This window comes from Salinisphaera sp. SWV1 (genome assembly GCF_052044155.1).
In the GTDB taxonomy this organism is placed as follows: Bacteria; Pseudomonadota; Gammaproteobacteria; order Nevskiales; family Salinisphaeraceae; genus Salinisphaera.
In genome coordinates this window covers 19,531-38,204 of the sequence record NZ_JBQDYE010000013.1, presented here as the reverse complement: position 1 = coordinate 38,204, position 18,674 = coordinate 19,531, and the positions used below count along the sequence as shown (strand labels likewise).

The 18,674-nt window shown below is 64.1% G+C and carries 17 protein-coding genes; 6 read left to right on the top strand and 11 right to left on the bottom strand.

From position 1 onward, the window contains the following. Positions 1 to 65 precede the first annotated feature (65 nt). Positions 66 to 1,229: an isocitrate/isopropylmalate dehydrogenase family protein gene (locus tag ACS8YF_RS08300; RefSeq protein WP_440849749.1), complete on the bottom strand. Its 1,164-nt coding sequence runs from the start codon at positions 1,227 to 1,229 to the stop codon at positions 66 to 68. Positions 1,230 to 1,300: 71 nt separating this feature from the next. Continuing rightward, entirely contained in the window at positions 1,301 to 1,918 is a 618-nt protein-coding gene (gene tadA / locus ACS8YF_RS08295) for a tRNA adenosine(34) deaminase TadA (protein WP_440849748.1), read from the bottom strand. 44 nt (positions 1,919 to 1,962) lie between these two features. Between tadA and ACS8YF_RS08290 the strand changes: the two genes are divergently transcribed. Both ACS8YF_RS08290 and ACS8YF_RS08285 read left to right on the top strand, forming a co-directional pair. Then, on the top strand, positions 1,963 to 2,676 hold the full coding sequence (locus tag ACS8YF_RS08290; RefSeq protein WP_440849747.1) for an SDR family oxidoreductase: 714 nt from the start codon (positions 1,963 to 1,965) through the stop codon (positions 2,674 to 2,676). Between the two features lie 209 nt (positions 2,677 to 2,885). Beyond that, positions 2,886 to 3,638 (top strand): tetratricopeptide repeat protein, encoded by a 753-nt coding sequence (locus tag ACS8YF_RS08285; protein WP_440849746.1) that lies wholly within the window; start codon positions 2,886 to 2,888, stop codon positions 3,636 to 3,638. Here ACS8YF_RS08285 and ACS8YF_RS08280 read toward each other — a convergent pair. The 9 genes from ACS8YF_RS08280 to ACS8YF_RS08240 form a co-directional block, all read right to left on the bottom strand. Continuing rightward, positions 3,618 to 4,334 (bottom strand): hypothetical protein, encoded by a 717-nt coding sequence (locus tag ACS8YF_RS08280; RefSeq protein WP_440849745.1) that lies wholly within the window; start codon positions 4,332 to 4,334, stop codon positions 3,618 to 3,620. The two genes, ACS8YF_RS08285 and ACS8YF_RS08280, sit on opposite strands and share 21 nt — an antisense overlap. A 12-nt stretch (positions 4,335 to 4,346) precedes the next feature. Further along, a complete protein-coding gene (locus tag ACS8YF_RS08275; RefSeq protein WP_440849744.1) occupies positions 4,347 to 5,000 on the bottom strand; it encodes a TIGR02466 family protein in 654 nt (217 codons plus the stop codon). A gap of 137 nt (positions 5,001 to 5,137) precedes the next feature. Next, positions 5,138 to 7,060, bottom strand: a complete 1,923-nt coding sequence (locus ACS8YF_RS08270) for an ABC transporter substrate-binding protein (RefSeq protein WP_440849743.1) — start codon at positions 7,058 to 7,060, stop codon at positions 5,138 to 5,140. A 123-nt stretch (positions 7,061 to 7,183) separates the two neighbouring features. Then, on the bottom strand, positions 7,184 to 7,459 hold the full coding sequence (locus tag ACS8YF_RS08265) for a DUF2160 domain-containing protein (RefSeq protein WP_440849742.1): 276 nt from the start codon (positions 7,457 to 7,459) through the stop codon (positions 7,184 to 7,186). 15 nt (positions 7,460 to 7,474) lie between these two features. After that, entirely contained in the window at positions 7,475 to 8,272 is a 798-nt protein-coding gene (locus ACS8YF_RS08260) for a carbohydrate ABC transporter permease (protein WP_440849741.1), read from the bottom strand. A 1-nt stretch (position 8,273) separates the two neighbouring features. Next, on the bottom strand, positions 8,274 to 9,158 hold the full coding sequence (locus ACS8YF_RS08255; protein WP_440849740.1) for a carbohydrate ABC transporter permease: 885 nt from the start codon (positions 9,156 to 9,158) through the stop codon (positions 8,274 to 8,276). Then, positions 9,155 to 10,261, bottom strand: a complete 1,107-nt coding sequence (locus ACS8YF_RS08250; RefSeq protein WP_440849739.1) for an ABC transporter ATP-binding protein — start codon at positions 10,259 to 10,261, stop codon at positions 9,155 to 9,157. Before ACS8YF_RS08250 ends, ACS8YF_RS08255 begins: the two co-directional genes overlap by 4 nt. A gap of 19 nt (positions 10,262 to 10,280) precedes the next feature. Then, positions 10,281 to 11,372 (bottom strand): ABC transporter ATP-binding protein, encoded by a 1,092-nt coding sequence (locus tag ACS8YF_RS08245; protein WP_440849738.1) that lies wholly within the window; start codon positions 11,370 to 11,372, stop codon positions 10,281 to 10,283. A 212-nt stretch (positions 11,373 to 11,584) separates the two neighbouring features. Further along, positions 11,585 to 12,382, bottom strand: a complete 798-nt coding sequence (locus tag ACS8YF_RS08240; RefSeq protein ID WP_440849737.1) for a DeoR/GlpR family DNA-binding transcription regulator — start codon at positions 12,380 to 12,382, stop codon at positions 11,585 to 11,587. Positions 12,383 to 12,654: 272 nt separating this feature from the next. Here ACS8YF_RS08240 and glpD point away from each other — a divergent pair, with 272 nt between their 5' ends. From glpD to ACS8YF_RS08220, 4 genes are all read left to right on the top strand, one after another. Beyond that, positions 12,655 to 14,151 (top strand): glycerol-3-phosphate dehydrogenase, encoded by a 1,497-nt coding sequence (gene glpD, locus ACS8YF_RS08235; protein WP_440849736.1) that lies wholly within the window; start codon positions 12,655 to 12,657, stop codon positions 14,149 to 14,151. Between the two features lie 179 nt (positions 14,152 to 14,330). Further along, entirely contained in the window at positions 14,331 to 15,833 is a 1,503-nt protein-coding gene (glpK, locus tag ACS8YF_RS08230) for a glycerol kinase GlpK (RefSeq protein WP_440849735.1), read from the top strand. Positions 15,834 to 16,085: 252 nt separating this feature from the next. Further along, on the top strand, positions 16,086 to 16,751 hold the full coding sequence (locus ACS8YF_RS08225; protein ID WP_440849734.1) for a Fe2+-dependent dioxygenase: 666 nt from the start codon (positions 16,086 to 16,088) through the stop codon (positions 16,749 to 16,751). Positions 16,752 to 17,117: 366 nt separating this feature from the next. Next, positions 17,118 to 18,629: an aldehyde dehydrogenase family protein gene (locus ACS8YF_RS08220; protein ID WP_440849733.1), complete on the top strand. Its 1,512-nt coding sequence runs from the start codon at positions 17,118 to 17,120 to the stop codon at positions 18,627 to 18,629. The last annotated feature ends 45 nt before the right edge of the window (positions 18,630 to 18,674 follow it).

The following is an 18,674-nucleotide window of genomic DNA, read 5'->3' as shown; positions in this document are numbered from 1 at the left end:
TAGACCTGTTGCGAAGCGGTTGCAATCCGTGCTTGTCGTTCGCCTCCGGCCGATCTCCTCCAGTCTTACGTACGCGCCTCGCGAAGCGCCGCCAGTACAGCGTCGCCGATCACGTCGGTGGCGCGCGCATCGCCGGCATGAGCGGCCAGGTCCGCCGCCACCGCGTTACGCAGACGCATGCCCGCGCGCGCGGCCACCGCGTCCTCCTCGCCCATCCAGTCGAGCATCATGGCCGCGGTCAGCAGCATGGCCGCCGGCCCCGCCTTGTTCTGGCCGGCGATATCCGGCGCGCTGCCGTGGGTGGGCTCGAACATCGGCGGGCGCGAGCGATCGGACGGGTTCAGGTTGGCCGAGGGCGACACCCCCATGCCACCGTTGAGCACCGCCGCCAGGTCGGTGAGGATATCGCCGTGCAGATTGGAGGCCACCACCACGTCGAACATCCACGGATGGGAGACGAACTTCATGCAGGCCGCATCGACCAGTTCGTGATGGGTGGCGACATCCGGATAGTCTTGCGCGATGGTCGCGAACATTTCCGTGTACATATCGCCCCAGAATTTCTGGGCGTTGCGCTTGGTGACCAGACACACCTGGCTGGCGTGCTTGTCGACGCCGAACTGGCGTTCGCGGCCTTCGCTCAGGCGCACGGCCGCGCGTGCCCGGGCCTGCTCGAAGGCATGCCGGATGATGCGGTCGGTGGCGCGATGGGTGAACACCGCGGTCTGGGTGACCACTTCATTCGGCGTGCCGGCGGCCAGCCGCCCGCCCTGGTTCACATACTCGCCCTCGCTGTTCTCGCGGATGACGAGCATGTCGATATCGGCCGCCCGGGGATCGGCCAGATACTGCGGCGCGCCTTCCAGCCGGCGTACCGGCCGTTCGCACACCCATTGATCGAAGCCCTTGCGGATCTCGAGCAATGGCGCCAGCGAATCCGAATCGGACAACAGATACCGATCCGGGTCGGTGGTCGGGCCCGGGTCGCCGAGCGCGCCCAGCAGGATCGCGTCGTAGCCGGCCAGCCGCGCCAGGTAATCGGCCGGGGCCGATTCGCCATGCGCTTCGTGCCACGCATGCGAGGGCCAGTCGAACGTATCGTAATCGATCGCCAGATCGGGCTCGACCTCGGCCAGCGCATCGAGCGCACGGGTGGCCTGGGCGATCACTTCGGGGCCGATGCCGTCGCCGGGCAGAACAGCGACGCGCCATGTCTTTCGTGTAGTCATGCGGCGAGGCTACCACCGCGGCCCGGCCTCGCCTATACATCCGAAAGCATGAGGCGCTGGCCGCTCGCCGCTCAGCGCCCGCTGGCGCGCCGTGCTCGAAAGAAACGCCGCAGGAGATCGGCGCTTTCATCGGCGAGCACACCGCCCCGGTGCGCCACGCGATGATTGAGCCGCGGCTCGTCGAACACCGCAAATATGGAGTGCGCCGCGCCGGCACGAAAATCGTCGGCGCCGTAGATCACGCGCGCGATGCGGGCATGGCCGATCGCCCCGGCGCACATGGCGCACGGCTCGAGCGTGCAATACAGCGTCGCCCCCGGCAGCCGGTAGTTGCCGACGGCGGCACACGCCGCCCGAATGGCCACGATTTCGGCATGTGCCGTGGCATCGCAGGCCGCGATCGGGCCGTTGCGGCCGCTGCCGAGCGCGATGCCGTCGCGCACGACGACCGCCCCGACCGGCACTTCACCCGCCGCCCCGGCGGCGGCCGCCAGATCGAGTGCTACGCGCATCCAGGAGGTATCGGCGTCGGAATCGACCGGGGCAGCGTCGGACATCACCAGCAAGCAGAACGTATCGGGCCATCCATTATGCCCGTTCGACAGCGGCTGTTCGCGCCGGGGCGCGGCAGCCACCGCCACCGCGGCGACACCCTCATTGCGCCCCCGGCCTTCACGCGCGCACGACACAGGGCTTATCGTTATATCCAAGGCAACCACGTGAGGAGACGACCATGGCGTCGCTGGTACAAACCCGGGTTCTGGTCATTGGTGGCAGTTCCGGCATTGGCGAGGCCGTGGCCCGCCGCAGCGCCGAATCCGGCGCCGAGGTGACCATCGCGTCCCGCTCGGCGGACAAGCTGGCGCACGCGGCCGAAAGCATCGGTCACGGGGTGCGCACGGCCGTGCTCGATACCGGCGACAATGGCGCGGTCGAGCGTTTCTTCACCGATAATGCGAGCTGGGATCACCTGATCGTGTCGTCCGCGGCCACGGCCCGCGGCGGCATGCGCACCATGACGCTCGACGATGCCTATGGTTCCATGGACAGCAAGTTCTGGGGCGCCTATCGCGCGGTACGCGCCGCCCGCATGGCCGACGGCGGCACCATTACGCTCGTCTCCGGCTTTCTGTCGGAGCGCCCGTCCCCGGGTGCCACATTGCAGGGGGCGATCAACGCTGCATTGGAAGGGCTCATGCGGGGTCTGGCACTGGAGCTGGCCCCGGTGCGCGTGAATGCGGTATCGCCGGGCATGATCGACACGCCCCTCTGGGACGATATGCCGCAAACGCGCAAACGCGAACTCATGACCGACGCAGCCGAGCATCTGCCGGTGGGCCGCGCCGGCCGCGCCGGCGATATCGCCAATGCCGTGCATTATCTGATGATCACCGGCTTTGCCACCGGCTCGGTGGTTCGCGTGGACGGTGGCGGCGCCATCGCCTGAGGGGGCCCGCGATCACGTCGCCCGGCGCGATGCCGCCCCGATCGATGCCCGGGCGCGCCGTCCGGCATCGCAGGCCGGGACCGGACGATGGCCGCGGCCGGTCGCAGCGCCCGGGTGGTCCGCCATGCTTGCGGCATGGGGCCTGTTGGGCCGGCCGTCGAGGCGCGATATATTGCCAAACAGACCGACCGCCCCGGAATCCATCGCCCATGCCACAGCCCCCCGCCCGCAACAGCGACCCCGCGCGACAGGCGAGCGCCGCTCAGGCGCTGTTCGATACGGTCTGCGAGCTGCTGCGGCGCGGCGATGAGCGCGCCAACACCCTGCTGCCCCGCCTGCAGGCCTATCCCGCCCATGGCCCGGGCTGGCTGCAACTCGGGCGCACGCTCACCGAACTGGGGCAATCGAACGCGGCCATGGTGGCATTCGATCAGGCCCTGGCCGCGCCGGAACCACCGCTGGCCGCCCTGCTCGAAAAAGCCGATCTCATGATCGCGGGCGGTGACGCGGCGGCTGCGGCAGACTGGCTGGCCACATTCCAGCGCCGCGGCGCGGATGATGTCCGGCTTCACCACAAACTGGGCCGTGCCCATTACGCGGCCGGTGACTGCGAGGCCGCGCGTACCGCACTGCGGGTCACGGTGGACAAGGCGCCGGATTTTGCCGAAGCCTGGTTTCATCTCGGGTTGGTCGAACAGGACCTGAACCGGCCGGCCGCGGCGGCGGCGGCGTATCGCCATGCGTTGTCCGCCCGACCGGAAATGTTCGAAGCGGCCCTCAACCTTGGCATCAGCCTGCAGGACAGCGGCGATATCGAGACTGCACTGGATGCCTATGCCCGGGCCGTGCGCATCAAGCCCGCGTGCTTCAATCGGGTGGCGCAAGCGCTGACCTCGGCGCCGACGGGGCAATTGTGGCTCGACCCGCGCGCGCTGCGTCGTTCACTGGCCAGGCGTGCGTGAACGCGGCGCCCGGTACTGCTTGCGGTAGATGCCCTTGTCGTCCAGCAATCGCCGTCCCAGGGCGTCGTAAGCCGCCGTTTCCTCGGCATCGAATGCCTGGAACACGTATTCGAGCGGCTCACGCTGCACCGGAAAGCACTGCACCACCGGCGTACCGCGCGCCAGAACGCCTTCGAAACCGGGCTGTGTCCAGATCGCGGGGAACAGGATGCCAACGTCATGGTATCGATCGGCATCGACCAGCCCCGACAAGGCCTGAAACGGCAGATCGGTACGGTTGGCCGGCGGCATGGCGAACAACGACCAGCCGTCCGGCAATTCGACGGTCCAGAAACTGTTGAACTTCACGATCACGCGATCGTCGGCATGAAACGGCGTGCCCTCGACCTGGGCCGGCACATGGAAACTCAGCGGCGCCCGCGGGTGCATGCGTGCTGCCGGTTGCGGCAACGACCAGTCCCAGGAAAACACCCCGTCCCGGACATGCACGTCGCAAGGCAACGTGAACACGAAGCCATGGGTCATCGCATCGACGAATGGCGGGCATTGCTTGACCGTGCGGATGTCGCCGCCGTGGGTCTCGGAATGAGCCGTACTCGGCATCTGCCGCAGCCAGTCCGGCAGCGCCGCGCGCGCCGCCAGGGGCTCGGGCAAGTGCCCTTGCAGATGAGGATCGCAACGAAAGATCACACGCATGCTTGCCGCCTCTTACGGCGAACGGCTGTCGCCGAGACTCAGGTTGAACGCGATGGAAATACGCTGCGCCGGCCCGAGATACGGGCGCACCTGATGATAAAGCCAACCCGGGAACAGCATGAGCAGTCCCGCACGCGGCGTGAACCGCACGTTCGTACCCCCGGTGTTGTGGCCGCCGTCCCTGAACACGAGTGAGGGCGCGTACATGGCCACGCCCGGCCCGCGAGGGTCCATGATTTCGAACTCGCCGCCGAACGATTCATCGCTCGCGCGGCCGCCGTCGTCGACGTAGTACGTGCCCGACCAGTACACGCCCGGGTGATAATGGAATTCGTTGGCGTGCCCGTGTTCATTGATATTGGCCCAGGCACGGGCCGACCAGTGGGCCCGTACAGGCTGACCCGAGCGATCCACGGTCAAGCGATCGGCCATCTGGCGCGCGGCCGCAAGCACTTCTTCCATGCGTGGACCGGCCCATTGGTCCACCGGACGACCGGAGTGCCAGCCGCCAAGATTCGACGCCGCGATCGATCCCTCGCGCGCACGTTCGGCGAGGATACGCTCCTTGAGATCGGCGTTACGCGCCGCGCTGTCGTCGAGCAGCGTCGCCGCGACCGGCGTGGCGAAGAAATGCCCGACCTGCATATCGAGTTCGGAATCGCTCATGGGTTGTTTCACCTCGTATCGAAACGCGCTGTCAAAGAATGGGCTACCACATGTTGCCGGGCCACAAAAAGACGCGGCCCGACGTAACACGCCGGGCCGCCTGCCATCACGAAGGATCGTTGATGACGCCTAACCCATCAACTTTTGCCCTTGGACGCGTGCTTACCGATCGATGACGGGTCGTTGAAGGCTTTCAACAACTCCTCGTACGGTAGCGTTTCGCCCGGCGGGTTCTCGTTGGCCAGTTTCGGCTTCGGGGAACCCGGCTGCTTGAGCCAGTACTCCTTGCTCTTCTTCGGATTGAGCTTCGGCGGCGCCACTTTTTCCAGACCCGCGATCTGGATCCGATGCATGACCTCGTCGAGCTCCTCGGCCACCTTGTCCATACCCTCCTGGGGTGTGAGGGCACCGCTGTTGATCTGCGCGATGTTCTTCCACCAGGCCGAGGTCATCTTGCCGTAGGCCGGGACGTTGGTACCGGTGGGTGTCCAGTACTTGTGCGCCGGGCTACGGAAGAATTCGACCAGGCCACCGAGATACGGCGCAGCCTCGCCCATTTCCTTGGAATTGATATCCGAAGTCCGGAACGGCGTCAGCGCCGCCCAGCTCTTGCGCAGGGAAACCGACTTGCAGATGCAGAACTGGGCATACAGCCAGCTCGCAGCCCGCTTTTTCGTCGGGGTCGTCTTGGGCAGGATCCAGGAGCCGCAATCCTGATAACCCAGCTTCATGCCCGCTTCCCAGTATGGACCGTGCGGCGACGGCGCCATACGCCATTTCGGCGTACCGTCGTCGTTCACCACCGGCAGACCGGGCTTGGTCATGCTCGATGCAAACGCGGTATACCAGAAGATCTGCTGGGCGATCTGGCCCTGCGCCGGCACCGGACCGGCCTCCGAGAAGGTCATGCCCGCGGCTTCCGGCGGCGCATACTTCTGCAGCCATTCCTTGTACTTGGTGATGGCATAGACCGCCGCCGGGCTGTTGGTCGCCCCACCGCGCTCGACGCTGGCGCCGACCGGATTCTGCGCCTCGTTGACACGAATGCCCCAGTCATCCACCGGGTGCCCGAATGGCAATCCCTTATCACTCATGCCGGCCATCGACAGCCAGGAGTCGTGGATACGCCAGCCAAGCGACGGGTCCTTCTTGCCATAGTCCATATGGCCGTAGATCCGCTTGCCGTCGAGGTGCTTGACATCGTTGGTGAAGAAGTCGGCGATGTCCTCGTAGGCCGACCAGTTGACCGGCACATCGAGCTCGTAACCGTACTTGGCCTTGAATCGCTTCTTCAGGTCCGGACGATCGAACCAGTCCTTGCGGTACCAGTACAGATTCGCGAACTGGCCGTCCGGAATCATGTACATCTTGTTGTCGAGCGGCCAGGTAACGAAGCTCTTGCCGATGAAGTCGTCCACATCCAGCGTCGACAGGGTGATGTCCTTGCCCTCGCCGGTGATGTAGTCGGTAATCGGAATCACATCGTCCATGCGGGGATGCGTACCGATGAAGTCGGAATCGTTGATGAACAGGTCGTACACATCAGTGCCCGTGGCCATCTGCGTTTCGAGCTTCGAGACGGTATCGCCTTCCTGCATCGTGTCATGGCTGACCTTGATGCCGGTGATCTGCTCGAACGCCTTCGACAGGATATTGGCCTCGAACTGATGCGTGCCGGTTACTTCCGACACGACATTGATCTGCATCCCGCGGTACGGCGCCGCGGCTTCATGCAGGAATTTCATCTCGGCCATCTGCTGATCCTTGGTCAGCGTGGACGGCTGGAGGAAATCGGTCACCCAGTTCTCGGCCGCTTCCATGCCCTTCTTGCCGCGACCGTAGTCCTTGTAACTCGGCACCTGGCCCAGCGGCGGCAGGCTGCTGATGCCGCCGGATGAAGCCGTGGCCGCCTGTGCAGAGGTGCCGATAAACGGAACCGCGGCCATGCCCGCGGCAGCGGCTGCCCCCGAACGCAGGAAATTGCGACGATTGGGATTGAATCCCCGCGGCGCCTTCTCCCCCGTCCGACCCTGCGGGTCGTCCTCATGCTTTTTAGTCATTTCGATCTCCTTCCGATCGCAGTATGAGCCGGCCCGAGCAAATACGAACCGGTGGTAGGGCCGCGCGCATCGCCTGCGAACCGTTGCGATGCGATCGGCCTGAAGTCTTGCGCTATAGCCGCGTTAGCCGAACAGTATGAGCCCGACGATCAGCAGCACGACCAGCACCAGCAGATACCAACTCGACAGCGGTACCAGCGCCACCCAGAGCGCGGTGAGATAGGCCGAGCTGAGCAGGCCGATGAACAGCCGGTCGCCCCGGGTGGTGCTCATGGGAATGATCCAGCCACGACGTTCGCGTGTGGGCTGAATGAATTGCCAGATCGTCATCACGATCAGTATGGCCACAATCCCGATGAAAAACGCGGCCGTGGGTACGGTCCAAAGCATCCATTGCATGTCGCGAACTCCTGACTAGACCCGACCCAGGGCGAAACCGGAGGCGATTCGGTGACGCACGAACCAAATCACCAGAACACCCGGGATGAGCGTGAGCGTGCCGGCAGCGGCGAGAATGCCCCAGTCCGTACCGGACGCAGTAAAAGCACTGCTCATCATGGTGGCGAAGGGCATGGCATTACTCGATGTCAGCGTGTTGGCCAGTAGCAGCTCGATCCAGCTGAACATGAAGCAGAAGAAAGCGGCCACACCGATACCCGAACCGATCAGCGGCAGGAAGATCTTGATGAAAAAGCGCGGCAGCGAATAGCCGTCGAGATACGCGGTTTCATCGATTTCACGCGGCACCCCCGACATGAAGCCTTCCAGTATCCAGACCGCCAGGGGCAGATTGAACAGGGTATGCGCCAGGGCCACTGCATACACCGTGTCGAACAGGTGGATGCTGTGATACAGCTGGAAATACGGAATCAGGAACACCGCAGGCGGCGCCATCAGGTTGGTGAGAAACCAGAAGAACAGGTGCTTGTCGGCGAGAAAATCGTAGCGGGAGAACGCATACGCCGCCGGAATCGCCAGTGGCAACGTAATCGCCACATTCAAGGCAACATACGACAACGAATGCAGGAACGACCCGGTCCATTTTTCGCTATTGAAAATGTCCTGATAGTGGCCGAGCGTCCAGTGGTTCGGCCACAACGTCAGCTGCGTCGTGATCTCGGTGTTGGACTTGAACGACATCATGACCAACCAGTAGATCGGGATCAGCAGGAACAGGATGAAAAGCGTCAGGCAAATACGACGAATCGTCATCTTATTGGCCTCCGTCGCTCGTGCCCACACGAGTCAGCACGATGTAGAACACATAGCTGATCAGCAGAATGATCAGGAAGTAGAGCAAACCGTAGGCGGCCGCCTTGCCGTAAGCGAACTGGCCGATGGCCGTATTCGTAAGCATTTCGGTCATGAAGGTCGTCGAGCTTCCCGGGCCGCCACCGGTCACCGTCAGGGGCTCGGCGTAGACCTTGAAGCTGTAGACGAAGCGCAACAGGATCGCGATCGTGAGCACGCCACGCAGCTTGGGCAGCTCGATGAAACGAAACACCGCCCAGCGCGAAGCGCCGTCGATACGCGCGGCCTGGTAGAACGCACCGGGAATGGCGCACAGCCCCGCATAGCACAGCAGCGCGATCAGCGACGTCCAGTGCCAGACGCTCATCAGTACCACCGTGAACCAGGCCGATAGACTCCCGGTGGCGTAGTTGTAGTTGATGTGCAGCACGTTATTGACGAACGCGCCGAACAGGCCGATATCGCCACGGGCGAAGATCTGCCAGATCAGCCCGACCACATTCCACGGCACCAGCAGCGGCAGCGCGAGCACGACCATGATCGGCCCGACCGCTCGCCCGCTGCGCGGCATCGTCAGCGCCACACCGATACCCAGCGGCACTTCGATCGCGAGCACGATTGCGGTGAACAGCACCTGGCGCCCGAGCGCGCCGCGGAACTCCTCGTTCGTCAGCGCATCGTGGAAGGTCGACCAGCCGATGAACGAGTGGGTGCTCATGTTGAACACGATCTGCAGGCTGTAATTGACCACCGCGATGAACGGGATCAACGACGAAAAAGCGACAAGCAGCGTGGCTGGCAGGACCAGGAACCACGCCTTGTTGTCGGCAAAACGGTTGTTGTTCATGCCGCCACCTCGACTTTGTGACCGATCAGACGCTCGTTGCGATACAGGCAAAGCCACTCGGACGGGAAATGCACGTGCAACGCGTCGTCCCGGATATGGGCGTGGGCGTCGGCGAGCTTGATCTTGAGTTCGTTACCGTCCAGATCGGCCGTCACCAGATGGAACTCACCCATATCGGCGATCGCGCTCACGTCGACCGCGAACCCCTCGCCCGGCGCTGCCGGCTCGACGAACTCGGGCCGGATGCCCAGCTTGTACTCGCCGCCATCCGCCTCGGCCGCCGCCTGCGCCTGAGCCGGTGTGAGCGCGATACGACGCTCGCCGACCACGGCCGAATCGCCGTCGATGCGGCATTTGATGAAGTTCATCCCGGGGCTGCCGATGAAAAACCCGACGAAGGTGTGCTCGGGCCGCTCGAACAACTCCTGCGGCGTGCCCACCTGTACGATTTCACCATCCGACATCACCACCACCTTGTCGGCGAACGTCAGCGCCTCGATCTGGTCGTGGGTGACATAGATCATGGTGTGGCTGAACTGCTTGTGCACTTCCTTGAGCTGACGCCGCAAGCGCCACTTCAGCTGCGGATCGATCACCGTCAACGGCTCATCGAACAGGATCGCCGAGGTGTCGTCGCGCACCAGTCCGCGCCCCATGGAAATCTTCTGCTTGAGTTCCGCGCCCAGCCCGCTGGCGCGGCGCTTGAGGACATCGCCGAGGTCAAGCATCTCGGCGACTTCCCGGACGCGGCGGTCGATGTGACTGCGCTCGACCTTTCGGTTACGCAGCGGAAACGCCAGGTTGTCGTACACACTCATCGAGTCGTACAGCACCGGGAACTGGAACACCTGTGCGATGTTGCGGCGCTCCGGCGACAGGTCGGTCACGTCGCGATCGCCAAAGAACACGCGCCCCTCGGACGGCTTGAGCAGCCCGGAACAGATATTCAACAACGTACTTTTGCCGCAGCCGGACGGGCCGAGCAAGGCATATGCCCCGCCGTCGTCCCAGCTGAAGTTCATCGGCTGCAGCGCATAATCTTCCGGCCGTCCGGCCTGGCCGGAATAGCTGTGCGCTACGCCGTCGAAACGAATCAAGGCCATAGTGGTTGGCTCCCTCGTCTTATCGGTCGGCGCCGGCTTCGGGCGAATGAACCAGCTGCTCGTCATGATCGAAGACGAACAACTTGTCCGGATGGAAACCCAGCGAAAGCGGGGCGCCGAGATCGTGCTGGTGAACGCCCAACTGCACGGCCACCCAGGGCCGGCCTTCCACCTGGCAATGCACGTACGTATCGGAGCCACTGATCTCGGTGACATCCACGGTCGTATCGATGCGCTGGCCGCCGGTATCGGGGTCGGGGTTGACGATTAGATGGGGCGGGCGCACGCCGAACAGGTACGAACCGTCGGCCAGCCCGGACAGCGCCGCGGGGCGCGCGGTGCGAAGCAGATCGCCCACGTGCAGCTCATCGCCCCGGATTTCGCCGTTGATGATGTTCATCGGCGGATCGCTGAACACACTGGCCACGTGCGTCGTGGCCGGGGCCGCGTAGACATTCGCCGCGTAGTCGTACTGCAGCAGGCGCCCCTCTTCGAGAACAGCGGTACGGCCGCCGAAGGCCAGCGCTTCCCAGGGATCGGTCGTGGCATAGACCACGATCGAACGGCGACCCTCGAGCGCCTTCGGCAGCTCTTCGCGTAAGGTCTCGCGCAGCTTGTAATCGAGATTGACGAGCGGTTCATCCAGAAGCACCAGCTCGGCGTCGCGAACCAGGGCGCGAGCCATGGCCGTACGCTGTTGTTGCCCACCGGACAACTCGGCCGGCAGACGATCGAGCATCGCTTCGATGTGCAGGCGCTCGGCCTCGGCGCGCACCCGACGATCAATCTCCGAACTCGACACGCCGGCGATTCGCAGGGGCGAGGCAATATTCTCGTACACCGTCAGCGACGGATAGTTGATGAACTGCTGATAGACCATCGCCACATTGCGCTTTCGCACCGGCCGGCCCGTCACATCCGTGCCTTCGACGACAACGCGCCCGCTCGTGGGCTTGTCCAGGCCGGCCATCAGCCGCATCAGCGACGTCTTGCCGGACAGCGTCAGGCCGAGCAACAGCGACAGCGAACCGCTTTCCAGCTCGAGATCCATCGGTGCGATGTGGGTCTCGCCGCCCACGACCTTGGACACATTGTCGAGCACTAGCGACATGGCCACCCTCCTCCAAAGTACCGTCGGCGGCTGCCGACCGCTGCCTCATCCGTATGCATCAAGAGATGCCCCAGTTATCACGTGGATCAGATACGTGTTGACGTCGCGTCAACCATTATTCGATTCGAGCTTAGTGTTCGAAACCGAACATGAACAACTAGTCAAAAGTCGTAGAGCCCCGAAACGAGCACCCCAAACCACCGTATGCCGCGCTAATCGGCGACATGCACCGATACACCGGCCTCGGCCAGCAGGTCGGCGAGCGGCTTCGGCGGCGCCACATCGGTAAACAGCGCGTCGATGCAGTCCACGATATTGCCGGCCCGCACCAGGGCATGACGGTTGTACTTGGTCTGGTCGGCGAGCAGAAACACGCGCCGGGCATTGGCGATGATCACGCGCAGCAGGCGTACTTCGCGATAATCGAAATCGAACAACGTGCCGTCCGCCTCGATACCGGAGATACTCATCAACGCGTAATCGACCTTGAAATTGTTGAAGAAATCCAGCGTCATCTCGCCGGTCACGCCGGCGTCGATCGAGCGCACCGTGCCCCCGGCGACCATGACCTCGGCATCCTTGGAAGCCGAGAGCATGCCCGCGATCTGCAGATTGTTGGTGATCACGCGCAGCCCCTTGTGTCCGGCCAGTGCCCGCGCGGTTTCCTTGGTCGTGGTCCCCAGGGTGAGAAACAGCGACGCGTGGTCGGGAATCTCGCGCGCCACCAGTTCCGCGATCTTGCGCTTGCCTTCCAGATTGAGCACCTGGCGGGCCTCGTAGGCGAGATTCTCGACGGTCGAGGGCAAACCCGCGCCGCCGTGATAACGCCGCAACAACCCGGCCTTGCACAGCGCATTGACGTCACGACGCGCGGTCTGTTGCGTGATATCGAAACTGCGCGCGAGCGCTTCGATGGCGACGAAGCCCTGCTGCTCCACCAGATCGACGATCTCGCGCTGGCGCGGCGTCGGCGTTTGTTCATCCGAAGCCGGACGATTGGGCGTTGTCACTCCACTCTCTCCTTTCGGATCCGATCAACACGATCCCCGATGTCGCGGCCCATGCTTCGAAGTCGCACCCGTGTTTGTCCCGCCCGGCCCGGGAACCGCCGGGGACCGGCAAACCGCTGGCGTCCTTATGTTCAAGCCCGGGCCGCACAGCACACATACTCGAAATTGCATGTTAGCCGGCTGCTCACCTATCGCCCTCTACAACTTTTGTTGTATTTTTGTTTTCGCTTTCGAACTCTAAGGTTTTAATCCGAACATAAGGCGATCCCGATATGAGCACTCCGCAAACGTATGACCTGATTGTGGTCGGTGGTGGCATCAATGGCGCCGGCATCGCCCGCGACGCCGTGGGTCGAGGCCTTTCGGTTCTGCTGTGCGAGGCAGACGACCTGGCGAGTCATACGTCCTCGGCTTCGACGAAGCTCATTCACGGCGGGCTGCGATACCTCGAGCAGTACGAATTCAAGCTCGTGGCCAAGGCCCTGTCGGAGCGCGAAGTGCTGCTCAAGGCCGCGCCGCACATCATCTGGCCGATGCGATTCATCCTGCCGCATCAAAAGCATCTGCGTCCGGCCTGGATGATCCGTACCGGGCTGTTTCTTTACGACCATCTCGGCGGCCGTCAGACCCTGGCGGGCTCGCACGGCGTGAAATTCGACGACCACCCGGCCGGCGCGCCGCTCAAGCCCGAGTTCAACAAGGGTTTTGTCTACTCGGACGCCTGGGTCCAGGATGCGCGGCTGGTCGTGCTCAACTGCATGGATGCCGCCAACCGCGGCGCCACCATCATGACGCGCACGCGCTGTGAATCCGCCACGCGCGGCGCCGATGGCTGGCAGGTGACACTCAAGACCGCCGCCGGCGAGACCATCGAAGCCAAATCGCGCGGGCTCGCCAACGCCGCCGGCCCCTGGGCGGTGCGTTTCCTCGACGATGTGGCGACGATGAACCACCAGTACGCGCTTCGGCTGATCAAGGGCAGTCACATCGTGGTACCGAAGCTGTTCGATCACGACTACGCCTACATCTTCCAGCAGCCGGACGGACGCATCGTGTTCGCCATTCCCTACGAACAGGATTTCACCCTGATCGGCACCACCGACGTGGAACACGAAGGCGCGCCCGGCAAGGTCGCCATCGAGCAAGACGAGATCGCCTATCTCTGCGAGTCGGCGAACCGCTACTTCGAGCAGTCGATCGCGCCGGACGACGTGGTCTGGAGTTATTCCGGCGTGCGCCCGCTGCTCGACGACCGCGAGGACAACGCCAGCGAGATCACCCGCGATTACCGCATCCAGCTCGATACCGACGGCGCCCCGCTGCTCAACGTCTTCGGCGGCAAGCTGACGACTTTCCGCCGCCTGGCCGAGGACGCCGTCGACCAGATCGCGCCCGAACTCGGCAACCAGCACAAGGCCTGGACCGGCAACGGCCATCCGCTGCCCGGGGGTGAGGAATCCAGGCCGCAGCATCTGTTCGAATCATTGCAGGCCAGTCATCCGTTCATCCCCCTGGGCATGGCGAATCGCATGGTGTTCAACTACGGCACGCGCGTGCGCGATATCGTCGCCGGGGCGAAAAGCCTGGACGACCTGGGCGAGCACTTCGGCGCCGGCCTGTACGCAGCGGAAGTCGATTATCTATGCGAGCACGAATGGGCGCGCACGGCCGAAGACATTATCTGGCGCCGCTCCAAGCTGGGTCTGCGGCTGGCATCCGGCGAGGTGGATCGGCTGACGGCCTATCTGCGCGAGCGTGCCCCCGCCTGAGCACGGCGCCCGATCTGCCGCCGGCTTTGATTCGGGTTACCTTGGGCCGGGCAATCCGCCGTTGAGCGGTTCATCCGCGGCCACCGGGCGGCGTCGCCGGCCGGTCCCGACAAACGCCTGCGATGCGGTGTCGCGCGCATGAAACGAAGCAAGCGCCGCGCGCTTCAAAGGAGAGAGCGATGGACAAGAAATACATACTCGCCATAGACCAGGGCACGACCAGTTCGCGTTCGCTGCTGTTCGACCGCAATGGCCGGATCGCAGGCATCGCGCAACGCGAATTCGAACAGATTTTCCCGCGCCCGGGCTGGGTCGAGCACAATCCGCGCGACATCATGACCAGCGTGCTCACCACGCTCACCGAACTGATCAACAACACCCAGGTCGACGTCTCGGAGATCGCCGGCATCGGCATCACCAATCAACGCGAGACCACGGTCGTCTGGGACAAAAAGACCGGGCAACCGGTGTACAACGCCATCGTCTGGCAATCGCGGCACTCGGCCGAGATCTGCGACGAACTGCGCGAAGCCGGCCATACCGGGATGATCCGCGACAAGACCGGGCTGGTCATCGATGCCTACTTCTCGGGCACCAAGCTGAAGTGGATCTTCGACAACGTGGATGGCGTGAAGGAAAAAGCCGAAAGCGGCGACCTGCTGTTCGGCACCATCGACACCTGGCTGGTCTGGAACCTGACCGGCGGCGACGTGCATGTCACCGACGTGACCAATGCCTCGCGCACGATGATGTTCAACATCCGGGACCGCCAATGGGACCCGCAACTGCTCGAACTATTCGGTGTACCCGAGGCCATGCTGCCGGCGGTGAAGTCGAGCAGCGAAACCTATGGCCACGTTCAGCCCAAGTATTTTTTCGGCAACGAGATTCCCATCGCCGGCATGGCCGGGGACCAGCAGGCCGCCCTGTTCGGCCAGGCCTGCTTCGAGCCGGGCATGGCCAAGAACACCTACGGCACGGGCTGCTTCACGCTGATGAACACCGGCACCGAGGCCACCGCCTCGGAAAACGGTCTGCTGACCACGATCGGCTGGGAGATCGACAGCACCATCGAATACGCCCTCGAAGGCAGTGTTTTCGTGGCCGGCTCCGTGATCCAGTGGTTGCGCGACGGGTTGCGCATGCTGGGCAAATCATCCGATTCGGAAGCCTATGCCGAGCGTGCCGGCGACAATGACGGCGTGTACATGGTGCCCGCATTCACCGGCCTCGGCGCGCCCTACTGGGACAGCAACGTCCGCGGCGCCGTGTTCGGGCTGTCGCGCGGCACCACCAAGGAGCATTTCATACGCGCGGCCGTGGAATCGATCGCCTATCAAAGCGCCGATGTCCTGCGGGCCATGCAGGCCGACGCCGGCCTCAATCTGGCCGAACTGCGTACCGACGGCGGCGCGATCGCGAACGACTTCCTCGCCCAGTTCCAGGCCGACATTCTCGGCGTGGACGTACTGCGCAGCGAAGTCAGCGAAACGACCGCGCTCGGTGCGGCCTATCTGGCCGGCCTGGCCGTGGGCTTCTGGGAATCGCGCGAACAGATCGCCGAGCAATGGGCCATCGAAACGCGTTTCACACCGGCCATGCCGAGCGGCAAACGCGAACAACTCGTCGCCGGCTGGGAGCGCGCGGTACGGGCCACCATGGGCTTTCGCGTGGATTCGTGATGGCCGCCCGCCAACCCACGCCGTTTTTCAGTCACGCATCTCCTCCGATGCGATGGCTTCGCCGGGACCGTCCCGGCGAGGCTTTTCTGCCGGGCCAGGCGCCGCATGCGGCGCGGGCTCATCCCGCTGCCACGGCGCCCGCCGCCAATCTTTATGCGCGCGCGGCCGGGTGCGGTAATGTCAATGCAAGCCGAAGCGCATGCCTGAATTGCGCTCGCACCGGTTCGCGCGTTTCCAAGCCAGGTCAATTCCATGATAACCCAGATCAAGAAACTGCTCGACGAAGCCCAGACCCGCAAGGCACGCGCGTTCGTTGAAAACGCCGAGTTCGTGGAAGGCAAGGCCACCAACCGCGGCTCGAACATCAAGAACAACGAGCAGATCAGCGAGGGCGATTCCGAGCAGTCGGAAATCGGACGACTGGTGGTCCAGGCCCTTCTGAATAACGACGACGTTCTCAACACCGCGTTCCCCCGCGGCATCCCCGGCCCCACCTTCTCCCGCTATCAGCCCGGCATGTACTACGGGCTGCATATGGACGAAGCCATCATGAACACCAAACCGAAACCGTTGCGCACGGATCTGTCGGTCACGGTGTTTCTGTCCGCCGCCGACGAATACGACGGCGGCGAACTCGAACTGTGGACCGGAACCGACCCGCAGCTGGTCAAGCTCGATGCCGGCGACGCGGTGATCTACCCCACCGGCCTCATCCACCAGGTCCGGCCGGTGACCCGCGGCACGCGCTATGCCGCCGTGACCTGGATACAAAGCCAGATCCCCGAGCTCAAACACCGCCAGATTCTGTCGCATTATTATCACCTCGTCGCCCGCATGGGGCACAAGGCCGACGAAACCGATCGCCTGTTGATGGAATCCGTGCGCACCGGGCTGTACCGGATGTGGATGGAACTCTGATCGGCGCACGGGGCGGCGCCTACGGCCCCGCCTGTTCAGCGCCCCGCCCCGCGGCTGGCCCCGCCGGGCGACGATGAGCGCGTTGCTATCGACGACGACGGCTCCGCGCCGCCCGGCCACCATTGGATGGCCTGCGCATGCCGCGCCCCGCGGCGCGCGGGTGTGGCAGCCATGCTGCAACACCTGTGGCGACCGAGGCAGCGGTTTACACCGCAGCCAATGCGTGCAAGGCCGGATTGCAGGGCATCGCGGCGCCCCATTCCAATGGCGCGAAATTTGCGCTATCACAGGGGAACCGGCGTTCAGGAAAACGCGCCGCCTCGCTCCGCGAGCGGAGCATCCAAAACCATAATGAGGAGATCGGTTATGTGCGCAGTCGCAGCCCGTGAAGTCCAACTCGAATCCAGTGTCCGCCAATTCATCGACACCCCACGCAAGATGCTCATCGGCGGCCAATGGGTGGCCGCCGAATCGGGCAAGACCTTCGAGGTCTACAATCCCGCGACCGACCAAGTGGTCGCCCATGCCCAGTCCGCGGCGAAGGCCGATGTCGACAAGGCCGTGAAGGCGGCCCGCAAGGCCTTCGATGATGGGCCGTGGACCCGGATGTCGCCGGCCGAGCGCGGCCGCATCGTCTGGAAGATCGGCGACCTGATCATGGAACACCAGGAAGAGCTCGCCCAGCTGGAAGCACTCGACAACGGCAAGCCCATTTCCATTGCCCGGGCGGCCGACGTGCCGCTGGCCGCCGAACTGTTCCAGTACATGGCCGGCTGGGCGACCAAGCTCAACGGCGAGCAGATCGGCATCACCGTGCCCTACGCGCCCGGCGCCCAGTGGCATGCCTACACCCGCCGCGAGCCGGTGGGTGTATGCGGGCAGATCATTCCCTGGAATTTCCCGCTGCTGATGGCGGCCTGGAAACTCGGCCCGGCCCTGGCCTGCGGGAATACGGTGGTCATGAAACTGGCCGAGGAAACGCCGCTATCCGGCCTGAAGCTTGCCGAAATCATGCAGGAGGCCGGCGTGCCCGACGGCGTGGTCAACATGCTCACCGGCTTCGGCGAGGAGGCCGGCGCGCCGATCGCGGCCCACCCGATGGTCGACAAGATCGCCTTCACCGGCTCGACCGAAGTCGGCCGCCTGATCGTGGATGCGGCCAAGGGCAACCTCAAGAAGGTTTCACTCGAGCTGGGCGGCAAATCGCCGAACATCGTGCTCGATGACGCCGATCTGGAAAAAGCCATTCCAGGCGCGGCCAACGCCATCTTCTTCAACCACGGCCAGTGCTGTGCCGCCGGCTCACGCCTGTTCGTACACGAAAAAGTCTACGACCAGGTGATCGAAGGCGTGGCTGAGTACGCCCGCAACATCAAGCTCGGCCCGGGGCTCGATCCGGAAACCCAGATGGGCCCGCTCGTCTCCCGGACCCAGCTCGAGCGCGTCACCGGTTATCTCGAAGCCGGCCGGAAACAGGGCGCGACGGCTGCCGCCGGCGGTGAACGCGCCGAGGGCGAGGGCTACTTCGTCAAGCCGACGGTGCTGGTCGACGTCTCCGACGAGATGAGCGTCTATCAGGAAGAAATCTTCGGGCCGGTGGTGGCGGCGACGAAGTTCAGGGACGTGGACACCGACCTCATCAAGCGCGCCAACGACACCGTATTCGGCCTGGCCTCGGGCGTCTGGACCCAGGACATCGGCAAGGCACACCAGCTCGCCGCCAAGATCCGGGCCGGCACGGTGTGGGTCAACTGCTACAACATCTTCGACGCCGCCCTGCCCTTCGGCGGCTTCAAGCAGTCCGGCTGGGGCCGCGAGATGGGTGAGCAGGTGCTGAACAACTACACCGAAACCAAGGCCGTCGCCGTGTCGCTCTGACACCTCGCTGCGCGCACCCATCGGCCGGCTCCCTCGCGGGCCGGC

Bases quoted from the DNA above. Each gene is read 5' to 3' on its own strand.
- ACS8YF_RS08285 (WP_440849746.1), top strand. From the start codon at position 2,886: ATGCCACAGCCCCCCGCCCGCAACAGCGACCCCGCGCGACAGGCGAGC.
- ACS8YF_RS08275 (WP_440849744.1), bottom strand. From the start codon at position 5,000: ATGAGCGATTCCGAACTCGATATGCAGGTCGGGCATTTCTTCGCCACG.
- ACS8YF_RS08280 (WP_440849745.1), bottom strand. From the start codon at position 4,334: ATGCGTGTGATCTTTCGTTGCGATCCTCATCTGCAAGGGCACTTGCCC.
- ACS8YF_RS08290 (WP_440849747.1), top strand. From the start codon at position 1,963: ATGGCGTCGCTGGTACAAACCCGGGTTCTGGTCATTGGTGGCAGTTCC.
- ACS8YF_RS08250 (WP_440849739.1), bottom strand. From the start codon at position 10,261: ATGGCCTTGATTCGTTTCGACGGCGTAGCGCACAGCTATTCCGGCCAG.
- ACS8YF_RS08270 (WP_440849743.1), bottom strand. From the start codon at position 7,060: ATGACTAAAAAGCATGAGGACGACCCGCAGGGTCGGACGGGGGAGAAG.
- ACS8YF_RS08255 (WP_440849740.1), bottom strand. From the start codon at position 9,158: ATGAACAACAACCGTTTTGCCGACAACAAGGCGTGGTTCCTGGTCCTG.
- glpK (WP_440849735.1), top strand. From the start codon at position 14,331: ATGGACAAGAAATACATACTCGCCATAGACCAGGGCACGACCAGTTCG.
- ACS8YF_RS08260 (WP_440849741.1), bottom strand. From the start codon at position 8,272: ATGACGATTCGTCGTATTTGCCTGACGCTTTTCATCCTGTTCCTGCTG.
- ACS8YF_RS08225 (WP_440849734.1), top strand. From the start codon at position 16,086: ATGATAACCCAGATCAAGAAACTGCTCGACGAAGCCCAGACCCGCAAG.
- ACS8YF_RS08245 (WP_440849738.1), bottom strand. From the start codon at position 11,372: ATGTCGCTAGTGCTCGACAATGTGTCCAAGGTCGTGGGCGGCGAGACC.
- ACS8YF_RS08300 (WP_440849749.1), bottom strand. From the start codon at position 1,229: ATGACTACACGAAAGACATGGCGCGTCGCTGTTCTGCCCGGCGACGGC.
- ACS8YF_RS08220 (WP_440849733.1), top strand. From the start codon at position 17,118: ATGTGCGCAGTCGCAGCCCGTGAAGTCCAACTCGAATCCAGTGTCCGC.
- glpD (WP_440849736.1), top strand. From the start codon at position 12,655: ATGAGCACTCCGCAAACGTATGACCTGATTGTGGTCGGTGGTGGCATC.
- ACS8YF_RS08265 (WP_440849742.1), bottom strand. From the start codon at position 7,459: ATGCAATGGATGCTTTGGACCGTACCCACGGCCGCGTTTTTCATCGGG.